8 protein-coding genes are annotated in these 13,355 nt (G+C 68.8%); 3 read left to right on the top strand and 5 right to left on the bottom strand.

From position 1 onward, the window contains the following. The first annotated feature begins 22 nt into the window (after positions 1–22). Entirely contained in the window at positions 23–1,582 is a 1,560-nt protein-coding gene (locus tag ACZ5LB_RS03195) for a hypothetical protein (protein ID WP_464604710.1), read from the top strand. 232 nt (positions 1,583–1,814) lie between these two features. On the opposite strand, the gene xdhC is transcribed toward ACZ5LB_RS03195, so the two are convergent. The 5 genes from xdhC to ACZ5LB_RS03170 all read right to left on the bottom strand — a co-directional run bounded on the left by xdhC (position 1,815) and on the right by ACZ5LB_RS03170 (position 10,258). Next, a complete protein-coding gene (gene xdhC, locus ACZ5LB_RS03190) occupies positions 1,815–2,300 on the bottom strand; it encodes a xanthine dehydrogenase subunit XdhC (protein WP_464604709.1) in 486 nt (161 codons plus the stop codon). 13 nt (positions 2,301–2,313) lie between these two features. Then, positions 2,314–3,195 (bottom strand): xanthine dehydrogenase subunit XdhB, encoded by an 882-nt coding sequence (gene xdhB, locus ACZ5LB_RS03185; protein ID WP_464604708.1) that lies wholly within the window; start codon positions 3,193–3,195, stop codon positions 2,314–2,316. Beyond that, the gene (xdhA, locus tag ACZ5LB_RS03180) at positions 3,188–5,503 is read right to left on the bottom strand and encodes a xanthine dehydrogenase molybdenum-binding subunit XdhA (protein ID WP_464604707.1); all 2,316 of its coding nucleotides are present in this window, start codon (positions 5,501–5,503) and stop codon (positions 3,188–3,190) included. The genes xdhB and xdhA overlap by 8 nt, the downstream gene beginning before the upstream one ends. Positions 5,504–5,596: 93 nt before the next feature. Further along, positions 5,597–8,776: a sensor histidine kinase gene (locus ACZ5LB_RS03175; RefSeq protein WP_464604706.1), complete on the bottom strand. Its 3,180-nt coding sequence runs from the start codon at positions 8,774–8,776 to the stop codon at positions 5,597–5,599. A 45-nt stretch (positions 8,777–8,821) separates the two neighbouring features. Beyond that, positions 8,822–10,258 (bottom strand): helix-turn-helix domain-containing protein, encoded by a 1,437-nt coding sequence (locus ACZ5LB_RS03170; protein WP_464604705.1) that lies wholly within the window; start codon positions 10,256–10,258, stop codon positions 8,822–8,824. Positions 10,259–10,402: 144 nt separating this feature from the next. On the opposite strand from ACZ5LB_RS03170, the gene aceB reads away from it, so the two are divergent. Then, a complete protein-coding gene (gene aceB, locus ACZ5LB_RS03165; RefSeq protein ID WP_464604704.1) occupies positions 10,403–12,019 on the top strand; it encodes a malate synthase A in 1,617 nt (538 codons plus the stop codon). Further along, positions 12,016–13,257 carry an isocitrate lyase gene (gene aceA, locus ACZ5LB_RS03160; protein WP_464604703.1) on the top strand — a complete coding sequence of 414 codons (1,242 nt, stop codon included), beginning with the start codon at positions 12,016–12,018 and terminating at the stop codon, positions 13,255–13,257. Before aceB ends, aceA begins: the two co-directional genes overlap by 4 nt. Positions 13,258–13,355 lie beyond the last annotated feature (98 nt).

Raw genomic sequence — 13,355 nt, 5'->3', positions numbered from 1 at the left:
CCTACCGCCAAGGAACCCAACCATGCCAAAACAACCCCTTGCCATTGCAATCGCGGCATTCGCATCCCTACTCCCCGGCTACGCCCAGCGAGCCATGGGACCGGAGGACCCCAATTTAAGCGCGGCCTGGGACTGGACCGCAGAAACCGAGCAGGAGATGTACTTCTCCGCCAACCCGTCTTCGCCACCAGCCTTGACGAAGAGCCTCATGCCCTTCCGGATCCCCGGCAACCGGGTGTCCACAGGAAGGGGTAACTTCTTTCGCGAGGACGGATGGATGCTAGTGCACCGCGACTTCGGCACCCCTGCCGCAGGCGTGACGATTCCCTATTTCACCCTTTACAACAAGTACCGGGGCATTTTCCGGGTCTGCATCTTCAATGCGCCGCACCGCGAGGATTCGTTCTACATCGGCAAGATCCAGTTCAATGACCCCGATTTGCGTCCCTCCAACGCCGCCCCGCTCCTGACCCTGACCAATACCAGCGGCAAATGTTTCATTTCCGATTTCGACACGAAACAGAGTGACGCCTTCCTCTCCATGATGAACAAGTATGGGGACTGGGCTACCTTCGATTTCCAATTGACCGGTTATGACCCCGCCCTTGGCACCAAGGACCCTGTCCTTCTTTTCAGCCTGGTCGCCGTGAAGCGGAGCAACATCCGAATGGAGGGTGAAGGTGAACTGAAGCTGTGGCAGGAAACGCCCTCGATGCTGGCTCCCACCTTGAGCGGAAACACCTCCGCCGGCGATGTCGTCGTCACGGGCCTGGGAGGCGCCTGGTCCGCTGGCTCCTTCAAGGAATGGACGGACTACATGGCCAGGACTCCCTCGATCGCCAGCCAGCCTTGGGGACAGTTCTTCAGGACAGGCAGCGCCGCCCTAGCAAAGAATTCTTTCGGAACCATTCTCAGCCTGATGGATACCGTCGTGGGGTTCTGGATGGGGGGAAGCGAGACCGCCTCCGCCTGGGAACCCATCTTCTTCAGGGGCCAACAGACCTTCCGGATCGAGGGCGGAATCGAGCGGGAGGCCAGGCTCCAGACCTTGGCCTTGGGGCTGAACGCGGAAAGCAAGGAGAGCCACTCCATCCGCATCCACCGGCCCGTCCAGAAGATCCCCTGGGGCGTGTTCAACATCGAATCCCGCCCCGAGGTCACGGGCGATTGCCATGGCCTTCTGAACCGCAAAATATGGCTGGCCTCCGAGCCCGTCATCCGGATCAATCCTGAGGCGGGGCTTGAACTCCGAAGCGTAAGCTATCGCTTCATCATCAATCACCCCACGCGCGAATTTGATCCGGTCAAGGGCCAGAAGGTCGTGGTCGCCATGCGGCCCGACCCGCGCCCGGCCTCCACGAAAGAAAAGACGCTTATCGGCAGCCAGGCCGGGGTCGTTTCCGACCTGCTCGTCGAACTGCGGTTCCGGACCACGGCGCCCACGCGGGATGCGGATCCGGACATCACCGTGCTGAAGCGGGTGCCCATGAAGTTCACCCCGACGGTGGCGGGCACCTACACGCTGCCCGTGGAATTCCGTGGCGAGCAGTACATGTATATTCGAAGCGGCGGCAAGGAATAGCGATAAGGCAGGTACCGCGGAGGTTTCGCAGAGGGTCGCTGAGGAAGAATGCTCTTTCTCGGCGATCCTCCGCGCGATCTCCGCGTACGCGTTGATTGCATTCCTGCGATGGCCTCGATTCCTGGGCTGGAGATGACCTGGGAAGTCAGCGCAGACACCCGGAGTCGAGAACGGCCCTGCCCGGGGCGGGTCGCGATCCTCGCATGAATCCGTGTGGATCCCGGAGCGCCGGCTACTCGGAAGCCGCCTCCGCCTCCCGCAGGGCCCGTTCCGCGGCGTCAATGATCTTCTGGTAGCCGGTGCACCGGCACAGGTGGCCCGAAAGCTCGCGGCGAACCTCGTCGTGGGTGAAGCGCTTCCCGCTTTCCACCATGGCCGTCGTGCTGAGCACCAGGCCGGGGGTGCAGAAGCCGCACTGAATGGCGCCCTCCTCCACGAAGGCTTCCTGGACGGGGGAGAGGTGACCGTCCAGGGCGATGCCCTCGATGGTGGTGACGGACTTGCCGTGGGCCCAGGCGGCGAGGTAGATGCAGGAGTTGACGGGGACGCCGTCGATGAGCACGGTGCAGGCGCCGCACTCGCCCACGGAGCAGCCCTGCTTGACGCCCGTGAACTGGAGGCGGTCGCGCAGGACGTCCAGGAGGGACTCCCGGATGTCGATCTCGATCTGCACGGGGCGCCCGTTGACCTTCAGGGCGATGCGCTTTTGCACGGCCACTCCGGCGGAATTCTTAGTAAGCACAGCAACCTCCCCCACGCTTCACGGCTTCGGCGACGGCCCGCTGGGCCAGAACCTCGATGAGATGCTCCCGGTAGTCCTTGGACGCGCGCCAGGAGGTGCGGGCCTTGGCCGGCTTCACCGCGAGGCGGGCGATCTCCTGGACGACTTCCAGGGTGACTTCCTTCCCCTTGGCGTAGGCCTCGGCCTCGAAGCACCGGATGGGCACCGGCGCGGCCACCCCCAGGCCGATGCGCAGGTCCACGAACCGGTCCTCCCGCACCTTGCACACCACGGCCACCCCCAGGGTGGCGATGTCCATGGCCTTGCGCATGGCGTACTTGATGTAGTGGCCGCCCATGCCCTCGTACCCTTCCCGGGGGATCAGCACGGCGGTGAGCAGTTCGCCGGGGCGGAGGTTCACCTTGCCGGGGCCGGCGTAGAAGTCGCCCATGGGGATGATCCGCTCGTCCGTGGCGGTCTCCAGCTTGAGCAGGGCGTCCAGGGCGAACAGCGTCGAGGCGCTGTCGGCGGACACCGCGCCGTTGCAAATGTTGCCGCCGATGGTGGCCACGTTGCGCACCTGGGGGCCGCCCATGGACACCGCGGCCTCGCCCAGAACGGGGACGTGCTTGCGGATCAGCTCGGACTGGAAGATCGTCGTGAAGGGCGCCATGGCCCCCACCGAGATCGTCCCGTCGCCCAGCATGACAATCTCCTCCAGGGCGTGGAGGTTCTTGAGGCTGAGGAGGCCGGCGCCCGCGAGGCTTCCGTGCTGCAGGCGGATGAGGACGTCGGTGCCGCCGGCGATGACCTTGAGGCCGGGGTTCTCCGCGAAGACGGCCTTGGCCTCCTCCAGGGTCCCGGGTTCGTGCAGTTCGCAGATGTCAAACATGGTCGACGCTCCTCTGAGCCAGCAGCCCCGCTTCCCGGAATTTCTCGAAAACCACCTGGGGGTAGAGGGGGATCTTGTGGAAGGCCACGCCCGTGGCGTCGAGCACCGCGTTGCGCACGGCCGGGGCGGGGGAGATGACGGGGCACTCGCCCAGGGACTTGGAACCGAAGGAGCCCGCGGCCTCGAAGGTCTCCACGAAGGCGGCGTTGATCCTGGGCGTGTCCAGGATGGTGGGCAGCTTGTAGTCCAGCAGGTTGTTGTTGAGCGCCTTGCCGCTCTGGGGGTCGAAGAGCATCTGCTCCAGGAGCGCGGCGCCCAGGGCCATGCTCACGCCGCCGTGCACCTGGCCCTCGGCGAGCCTGGGGTTGATGATCGTGCCGGAGTCGTGGACGTTCCAGATCTCGGCGATCTCCACCTTGCCGGTCTCCACGTCCACGTCCACCTCCACGAAGGTGGCGCCGTAGGACATGGCGTTGATGCGCACGTTGGCGGAGGTGTCGCTGGTGATGGGGGCCGCCAGGAGCCGGTCGTAGTAGGCGTCCATGGCCACGTCCTCCAGGGAGCAGACCACGCGGCCAATTGCCGTCTCCACGATGCGGCGATCCCGGATGTCCATTTCGGCGGGCACGAGGCCCGTGCGGCGCGCGGCCACCTCGAGCACCTTGTCCCGCACCTCCATGGCGGCCTTGCGCACGGCGATGCCGGTGACGAACGTCTGGCGGGAGGCGTAGGCGCCGGAGTCGAAGGGGGTGATGTCGGTGTCCTGGGTGGTCACCACGTGGACCATGTCGATGGGCAGGCCCAGCACCTCCGCCGTGATCTGCGCGAACACCGTGTCGCTGCCCTGGCCGATCTCAGTGGCCCCCACCTGCAGGGTGACCGAGCCGTCCTGGTTCATGACGATGCGGGCGCCGGCCAGTTCCAGGGCCACGGGGTGGGTTCCCGAGGCGTAGGCGAAAAGCGCCATGCCCAGGCCCCGCCGCCGGGGGCCGGTCTGCTCCAGGTGGGCCCTGCGCTTCTCGTCCCACCGGATGAGCTCCATCCCCTTCTCGATGCACTGGGGGATGCCGAAGGAGCGCACCACGTTCTTCGTGAGGGGATCCTGGTGGCCGACCTTGATGAGGTTCTTGCGGCGCAGCTCGATGGGGTCGAGCCCCAGCCGGCGCGCGATGTCGTCCAGGTGGCTTTCCAGGGCGAAAAAGATCTGGGGCGTGCCGTAGCCGCGCATGGCGCCTGCCACGGGGAGGTTGGTGTAGACCGTCTTCGGCTCGAATTTCACGGCGGGGAAATCATAGAGGGGCCGGAACTTCCCGCCCGCCGACATGGCGATGGAGTGGCCGTGGCTGGCGTAGGCGCCGGTGTTGCTCAGCAGCTGCACGTGGATGCCCTTGAGGGTGCCGTCCGAGTTGACGGCGGTCTTCAGGTGCAGCTTCATGGCGTGGCGCGTGCGGGTGTCGATGAAGACCTCTTCGCGGGTCATGCAGTAGCGCACGGGGCGCCCGCCCACGGCCAGGGTCATGGCCGCCGCGAGCGGCTCCACCACGACGTCCTGCTTGTTGCCGAAGCCCCCGCCGATGTACGGCTTGATGACCTGCACCCGGCCCCAGGGCAGGCCCAGGGCCTGGGCCACGATGCGCCTGACGATGTGGGGGATCTGGGTGGAGGAGTTGACCACCACCCGGCCGTCGGGACCCACGTAGGCGAAGGCGCTCATGGACTCGATGTGGCAGTGCTGGACGATGCTGGTCTCGTAGTCGCCTTCGATGACGTGGTCGGCGCGGTTGAACTCGGCCTCCACGTCCCCGAACTGCACCCCGAACGAACTCACGACGTTGCCGGGCCGGTTCTCGTGGAGCAGGGGCGCGCCTTCCTTCATGGCGTCCTCGGCGGTGAGGACGTGGGGCAGCACCTCATACTCGATGTCGATGAGGTGCAGGGCCTTCTCGGCGGTGAGGGCGTCCTCGGCCACCACGGCGGCCACGGCGTCGCCCACGAAGCGGGCCTTGTCCGTGAGGATCAGGCGGTCCTCCACATCCCGGTGCCCGGGGTCCAGGGACCAGGGGTGCCCGGCGGTGCCGAACTTGATCCGGGGCAGGTCGAGGGCGGTGAACACCGCCACCACGCCCGGGAGCGCCCGGGCCCGGGAAAGGTCCACGGCCTTGACGATGGCGTGGGCGTGGGGGCTGCGCAGCACCTTGCCCACGAGCATGTCGCGCTCGAAGAAATCGTCGGTGTACTTGGCCTTCCCGGTCACCTTGGCCACGGCGTCCAGCCTCGTGACGCTCTTGCCCACGATGTTGTGGTCCATTCGACACCTCGGAAGGGAGCGGAAATCCCCGTATTTATGGCAATTCCAAGTATGGATGGAGCCGCTTCCTGATTCAATTTTTAATCAACAGCGTCAATTTTTTTCAGTGAGATTGAGACTGCCTCCGGCAGGCAGCGCCGAGGGCACCTCCAGGCAGAAGGCGCACCCGCCTCCGGGCTGGTTCTCCACCCAGATCCGGCCATGGTTGGCGTCCACCAGATGCTTGACGATGCTCAGGCCCAGCCCGGAGGAACTCTCCCCACCGGTGGGGCGGGCCGAAAGCTTGGAGAACCGCCGGAACAGGTCGCCCCGCTCGGAGTCCTTGACCCCCGGGCCCTGGTCGATGACGTCGAGCCGCGTGGCGGCGGGCCCCGGCACCACCCGGATCCGCAGCACCGCGCCGTGGGGCGAGAACTTGGAGGCGTTGGACAGGAGGTTGTCGAGGATCTGGCGCAGGTGGTTGGGGTCGGCCACGATGCGGGCCGGGCCCGCGGCCCCCTCCACCACGAGCACCTGGCCCTTGGCCTCCAGGCGCAGGCGATGGAGGCTGGCCAGGGGTTCCAGCACCTCCTCGAGGCCCAGGACGCGCAGGCTGGGCTTCGACCTTCCGCTCTCGATGGCGTTGACGTCCAGGAACTCGTCGATGAGCGCGGTCATGTGGTGGGCCGAGGTGGCAATCTTCCTCACCCAGGGCTGGATCTCCGGCGGGCATTCCTCCAGGTCCCCGGAGACGAGCCCGTCGGACACCAGGATGATCGTGTTGAGGGGATTGCGCAGGTCGTGGGCGGCGATGCCCATGAACTGGGTCTTGTCCAGGTTCAGCAGGACCAGCTCGCGGTTCAGCTTCTCCTGCTCCTCCCGCCGCTGCTCGATTTCGCGGGTGGCCTCCCCGATGCGCTCCACCAGCTCGCGGTTGCGCTCGGCCAGCACGCGCGTGCGCAGGCGGAGCAGCCCCAGGACGCCCGCGCCCAGGAGGACCGCGTAGCCCGCCCAGGCCCAGGGGCTCAGCCAGGGCGGCGGCAGCACCTGGAAGGCGAATTCCAGGGGTCCCGTGGGGTTCCCGGCGTAGTCCCGGGCCCACACCAGCAGGGTGTAGGGACCCGGCGGCAGGCTGGGGTACTGGGCGCCAGAGGCGGCGGACCAGTCCCCGGGGGCGTCCTGGAGGCCCTTGAGCTGGGTGCGATAGACCGTGTCCTGCTCCCGGTGACCGGTGAGGAGGCGGAACTCGAACCGGATGCCGTGGTCCCTGTGGGAGAGCCGGGCGCCCGGCTCCAGGGCGCGTCCGCGCACCGACGCCGATTCCCAAACCAGGGGCTTGGGGACGACGTCCTGGGCGGACGTGGCGGGATCGAGCCAGGCCGGGCCGTCCTCGGTCCCCACCCAGATGCGCCCCGAGCTGTCCCGGAAGAGCGACCCCTTGATGCACTCCATCCCCGGCAGGCCGTCCTCGGTGCCGAAGTTGTCCCAGGCCCAGCCCCGGGCGGGGTCCACCCGCGCCACGCCCCGGGGGCTGGACACGTAGATCCGGCCGGCGGCGTCCTGCACCAGGTCGTACACCAGGTCCTGGCGCAGGGCCGGCGTGTTCCGGGTGGTGAAGGACCGGTGCCCGCCCGAGCCCCGCGGATCGTCGAAGAGGAGGACGCCGGATCCGAAGGTCCCCACCACCATTCCCGCCGGCAGGCGCAGCAGGGCATGGACCCCCACGGGGGGGAACGACGCCTGGGAGCCGGGCGTCACCCAGGCATCCCCTTCACGGCAGGCCAGGCCCTTGTCGGTGCCCATCCAGAGCCGCGTGCCGTCCACGTCCAGGCTGCGCACCGAGGGTTTGGGGTCCCCGGGCGGGGGTTCCACGGCGAGGAAGCTCCGGCCGTCGAACCTCACGAGGCCCCGGCTGGTGCCGATCCAGAGGATCCGCGCCCCCCGGGCGTCGCGCGTGCCCGCCAGCACCCGCACCGTGCCCGGAGGGAAGCCGTCCTTCTCCGTCCAGAACCGGAACCGCCCCCCGGAGAACCGCCCGAGGCTGTTGCCGTAGCCGAACCAGAGGTCCGACTCCCCGGGAAACGCGAAGAGGCTTCGCATGGTGGCGCCCGCCGCGTCCAGGCCGGGGTTGAAGAAGGTGTAGACGCCCTTCTCCAGCCGGGCCAGGCCCGTGTTGCCCATCCAGAGCACCGGCTCGCCCGTGGCGGGGTTCCGGGTCTCGGCGAAGGCCTGGACCCTGGGGTCCGCGTGGGGCCAGGGCACGGTCACGCGCCGCCACCCGCCGGAATGGATGCGGAAGATGCCCTTGCCGTCCGAGCCCGCCCACAGGACCGATCCGTCCGGACCGCCCGGGGTGAACGCCAGGCAGCGGATGAAGTCGGAGGCGAGGCCGTTGCGGGTGCCCCGCACCAGCCACTGGTCCCCCGTGATCTGGGCCATGCCGCCGCCGGAGGTGCCCACCCACATGGAGCCGTCGGCGCCCGCCAGGAGGGCGCGGACGCTGGTGTTGCCCATGCGCTCCTTCATGGGGAGGGCCTCGAGCCGTCCGCGGCGCCACCGGTACAGGCCGCCCTTCTCGGTGCCGATCCAGACGTTGCGGGAGCCGTCGGGTTCCGTGGATTCGGCCAGGGTGCGCACCAGCGGGTCCGCCAGGGATCCGTTGGCCTCGAAGGGGCGCCAGCGTCCGTGCTCCAGGATCCAGACGCCCCGGGCCGAGCCCACCCACAGGGCCCCCTCCCGCTCCAGGAGGCAGAAGGTCCTCTCTTCCGCCAGTTCCCCGCCCAGGCGCTGCCAGGCGCCGTCCTGGTAAGCCACGACGCCCTTGCCGTGGGTGGCGCCGTAGAGGATCCTGCGGCCGGACCGGTCCTGGCGGGAACTCTCCAGGAGGCCGTTGACGTTGTTGATGGGAAGGCCGGACTGCGTGTCATGGACCTTCCACCCGCTGCGGCGGTATTCCAGGTACCCCTGGAACCGGGTCCCGATCCACATGGCGCCGTCGGAGGTGCTGGTCATGGAATTGCCGTTCACCAGGAGGGCGTACCGGCTCGGGGGCCCCTCGACGCTCTTCCAGGCCTGGCCGTCGAACCGGGCCACCCCGGCCAGGGTGCCCGCCCAGAGGCGGCCCTCCCGGTCCGAGGCCAGGGCGTAGATGGCCATCTGGGGCACGCCGTCGGCCGCGTTGAACACGCGCACCGGGCCCGCGCCGGGGGGCGCCTCGGCCCGGGCCCGGATTCCCGGAAGCAGGGCCAGCACCAGGAGGAACGCGGCTGCGACGGGTAAGCGGGATCCGGCCATGGGCACCCAGGGGAGATGACGGGGAAATGCCTGATTATTACGGAATTAATCCCCAAGGTGCGCGAAGAAACTGCCTCGCCGCACCCGTTCCTCCACCCGGATCCCCTGGTGCAGGGGCGGGAAGGCCCGCTGCTCGCAGTCGGCGCGGTCGCAAAGGCGGCAGGTGACCCCGATGGGCACCGGGGGCTGCTCGAGCATGAGCCCATCGGAATACACCAGTTCCCGGGCGTACCCGATCTCGCAGCCCAGGCCCAGGGCCTGCATGGCGTGCTGGCCGCGGAAGGTGCCGGTATCCTTCTGCAGGGTGCGGGCGATGCAGAAGTATTTCACCCCGTCGGGCATCTCGCTGATCTGGGTCCGGATGAGGCCGGGGGTGAGGAAGGACGCGTGCACGTTCCACCGGGGGCAGCACCCAGAGTAGCGGGCGAAGCGGATGCCCGAGGCCGAGAAGCTCTTTGAGATGTTCCCGGCGATGTCGATGCGCAGGAAGTGGAAGGGCACGCCCTCCTCCCCTGGCCGGCGCAGGGTGGTGAGGCGGTGGCACACCTGCTCGAAGCTGGCCTCGAAGCGCCGGGAGAGAAGCTCGATGTCGTAGCGCCCCGCCCGCACCGCCCGGAAGAAGGTCCCGTAGGGCATGAGCACGGCCCCCGCGAAATAGTTGGCCAGCGCCACCCGGGCCATGGCCCGGGTGGTGTCGTCCGAGAGCAGGGGATCGCGGATGAGCTCGTCCAGGACGTCCCGGAGGGCCAGCAGGGCCCACTGGTGGGCCATCTGGAAGGCCCGGCTGCGCGGGGGGAGGAGTTCCGAGAGGCTGAGCAGCCGCGCCTCGGGGTCGTAGCGGCGGAGGATGCCCGGGGCATCCCCGGCCCGGTGGACCCGCACCTTCACGCCGTAGCCCTTGAAGGCCTCGATCAGGCCGGTGTAGAGCAGGTCCTGGTCCAGGGAGGCCCGGGCCCAGAGCTCCTCCGCGGCCGCCTCCAGGACCGGGAAGTGGTTCATGGACCGCTGGATGAAGTCCCCCGCCGCCTCCGAGGGCGGAAGGCTGGCGGGGGCGCCGTAGCCCTGGCCGTCGCTCAGCTGGTCCGAGAGGGTGTCCATGCGGCGGCGCCCCTCCCGGTAGGCCTGGTAGAGGAAGAAGACGGCCCGGGCCAGGCCGGGACACCCCTGGGCCAGGTCCCGCACCTCCGAGGCCGGCAGATCCAGGGAGTCGAACATGGGGTCCCCAAAGGCCTCCATGAGGTCCTCGGCCAGCCGCTGATCCTCCTGGGGCGCGAAACTCTTCAGGTCCACCTTGAAGGCGTGGGCCAGCTGGATGAGCAGGGGCGCCGTGAGGGGGCGCTTGTTGGCCTCGATGAGGTTCAGGTAGCTGGGGCTGATGGAGAGGCGTTCGGCCATCTGGACCTGGCTGAGCCCCTCCTGGCGGCGCAGGGCCCGGACCTTGGCGCCGAGCCTGGGGGCGGCCTTCTGGGCGTTCTCGGACATCGGGCGGCGCCTTTACAAGATTTACAAAATCACGGGCGGTCGCTTTGCCTTTATTGACAAATCAACCGGTTGAATTTCAAAGGGATCTTGCGATTCCCCCAGCTTAGGTCAATTTGTGACTGAGATCAATTCTCGGAGGCTTCCATGTCGACGAAACTCCATCCCGGGATGTCCGGAACCACCTTCCCCTACCATGCGGACCCCATGATCCTCACCGAAGGCGCCCTGGCCTTCCTGGAGGACCTCACCCGTTCCTTCCGCCCCGGCCTGGAGGTCCTGCTCCGGAACCGCGAAGCCCGGCAGGCCCGCTACGATGCGGGCGAACTGCCCGGGTTCCTTCCGGAAACCCGCGAGATCCGAGAGTCCGAATGGTCGGTGGCCCCCCTGCCCTCCCACCTCCTGGACCGCCGGGTGGAGATCACCGGCCCCCCCGACCGGAAGATGCTCATCAACGCCCTCAACAGCGGCGCCCGGGTCTACATGGCCGATTTCGAGGACAGCCTGGCGCCCACCCTGGAGAACCTCGTGGAGGGCCAGCGCAACCTGGGCGAAGCGGTGCGGGGCACCCTCCGCCACCTGGACCCGCCCACCGGAAGGGTCTACGCCCTCGAGGAGCACGTGGCCACCCTCATGGTCCGCCCCCGCGGGCTGCACCTGCCCGAGCGGCACCTGGAGGTGGATGGGGAGCCCATCCCCGGGTGCCTGTTCGATGCCGGCCTCTTCCTGTACCACAACGCCGGCGCGATCCTCGCCCGGGGCGGCGCCCCCTGCCTCTACCTGCCCAAGCTCGAGCACCACCTGGAGGCCCGCTGGTGGAACCAGGTGCTGGGCGCCATGGAGGCCGAACTGGGCCTGCCCCGGGGTTCCGTGCGCACGACGATCCTCATCGAGACGCTGCCGGCGGCCTTCCAGATGGAGGAGATCCTCTTCGAGCACCGTGGCCGGGCCGCGGGCCTGAACCTGGGCCGCTGGGACTACATCTTCTCCTTCATCAAGACCCGGCGCATGAGCCCGGACGCCCTCTTCCCGGACCGGGGCCTGGTGCACATGGAGCAGCCCTTCCTGCGCGCCTACGCCCGGCTCCTGGTGCGCACCTGCCACCGGCGGGGCTGCCTGGCCCTGGGCGGCATGAGCGCCTTCGTGCCCCAGCGGGGCGACGCCGAAGGCACGGCCCAGGCCTTCGCCCAGGTGCACGCCGACAAGCTGCGGGAGGTCCAGGACGGCTGCGACGGCACCTGGGTGGCCCACCCCGCCCTGGTGCCCATCGCCCAGGCCCCCTTCGAGGAGAACCTGGCCGGCCCCAACCAGCTGCACCGCATCCCCGGCCCCGTGGAGGCCGCGGAGCTCCTGGCGGTGCCCCGGGGTCCCCGCACGGAGAAGGCCCTGCGCCAGAACCTGAAGGTCGGCATCCGCTACCTGGAGTCCTGGCTCCGCGGCCAGGGCTGCGTGGCCCTCTACGGCCTCATGGAGGACGCCGCCACGGCCGAGATCTGCCGCATGCAGGTGTGGCAGTGGATCCGCCACGGCGCCGACGTCGAGCGCCTGGGTCCCCTGGATCGCCCCCTCTTCCACGCCTTCGTGGAGGACGCCCTGTTCCAGATCCGGGCGGAGATCGGCGAGCTGGAATTCGCCGACGGCAGGTTCCTGGAGGCCTCGGACCTCTTCGAGACCCTCATCCTCGCCCGCGTCCCGTCCCCCTTCCTCACCCTTCCCGCCTACGACCTGCTCCTGGAGCCGGCCCCCCTCGAGGTGACCCGATGATCACGCCCCTGGAATCCCGCTGGACCGGCATCGTCCGCCCCTACGACCCCAGCCAGGTGGAGCGGCTCCGGGGTACCGTCAAGGTGGCCCACACCCTCGCCCACCGCGGCGCCACGCGGCTGTGGGAGCTCCTGAAGCTCGAGCCCTTCGTGCCCGCCCTGGGCGCCCTCAGCGGGGGCCAGGCCGTGCAGATGGCCAAGGCCGGCCTCAGGGCCATCTACTGCTCCGGCTGGCAGGTGGCCGCGGACGCCAACCTCTCGGGCCAGACCTACCCCGACCAGAGCCTGTACCCGGCCAATTCCGTGCCCGCCCTCGTCAAGCGCATCAACGGCGCCCTCCAGCGGGCCGACCAGATCGAGCACGCCGAGGGCGGCACCAGCCGGGACTGGATGCTTCCCATCGTGGCCGACGCCGAGGCCGGCTTCGGGGGCCCCCTCAACGCCTTCGAGCTCATGAAGTCCATGATCGAGGCCGGCGCGGCGGCGGTGCACTTCGAGGACCAGCTCAGCAGCGAGAAGAAGTGCGGCCACCTGGGCGGAAAGGTCCTGGTGCCCACGGGCCAGTTCATCCGCACCCTCGTGGCGGCCCGCCTCGCCGCGGACGTGCTCGACGTACCCACGGTGCTGGTGGCCCGCACCGACGCGGACTCCGCCATGCTCATCACCACCGACATCGACGAGCGGGACCGCCCCTTCCTCACCGGCGAGCGCACCCCGGAGGGCTTCTTCCGCCTCAAGGGGGGCCTGGCGTGCGCCATCGCCCGGGGCCGGGCCTACGCCCCCTACGCCGACATGCTGTGGATGGAGACCTCCACCCCCGACCTGGCCCAGGCCGAGGCCTTCGCCACGGCCATCCATGCCGCCCACCCCGGCAAGCTCCTGGCCTACAACTGCTCGCCCTCCTTCAACTGGAAGAAGAACCTCTCGGACGCCCAGATCGCGGACTTCCAGCGCGAGCTGGGCAGGCTGGGCTACCGCTTCCAGTTCATCACCCTGGCGGGCTTCCATGCCCTCAACCACACCATGTTCGAGCTCGCCGGCGCCTACCGCGAGGAGGGCATGACCGCCTACACCCGGCTCCAGACCGCCGAATTCGCGTCCGAGCCCCGGGGCTACACCGCCACCCGCCACCAGCGGGAGGTGGGCACCGGCTACTTCGACGCGGTGTCCGAGACCCTCAGCGCCGGCCTGGCCTCGACCCTGGCCCTCACGGGGAGCACGGAAGCGCACCAGTTCTGACCTTCCACGGCAAGCCGCAGACCCGGCACACCTGCCGGGGGGAACGGGGAGAATCGAGAACCAGGGCGCGCAAACAGGGATCCCGCGATTGTTAGAGG

It is taken from the genome of Mesoterricola sp. MK458, assembly GCF_055384935.1.
Note: the sequence above shows the minus strand (reverse complement) of the source record. Positions and strands in the feature narration are given on the sequence as shown.

What these genes read in the sequence shown, in the direction of transcription:
- ACZ5LB_RS03175 (WP_464604706.1), bottom strand. Translation starts at nt 8,776, where the DNA reads ATGGCCGGATCCCGCTTACCCGTCGCAGCCGCGTTCCTCCTGGTGCTG.
- ACZ5LB_RS03195 (WP_464604710.1), top strand. Translation starts at nt 23, where the DNA reads ATGCCAAAACAACCCCTTGCCATTGCAATCGCGGCATTCGCATCCCTA.
- ACZ5LB_RS03170 (WP_464604705.1), bottom strand. Translation starts at nt 10,258, where the DNA reads ATGTCCGAGAACGCCCAGAAGGCCGCCCCCAGGCTCGGCGCCAAGGTC.
- aceB (WP_464604704.1), top strand. Translation starts at nt 10,403, where the DNA reads ATGTCGACGAAACTCCATCCCGGGATGTCCGGAACCACCTTCCCCTAC.
- aceA (WP_464604703.1), top strand. Translation starts at nt 12,016, where the DNA reads ATGATCACGCCCCTGGAATCCCGCTGGACCGGCATCGTCCGCCCCTAC.
- xdhB (WP_464604708.1), bottom strand. Translation starts at nt 3,195, where the DNA reads ATGTTTGACATCTGCGAACTGCACGAACCCGGGACCCTGGAGGAGGCC.
- xdhA (WP_464604707.1), bottom strand. Translation starts at nt 5,503, where the DNA reads ATGGACCACAACATCGTGGGCAAGAGCGTCACGAGGCTGGACGCCGTG.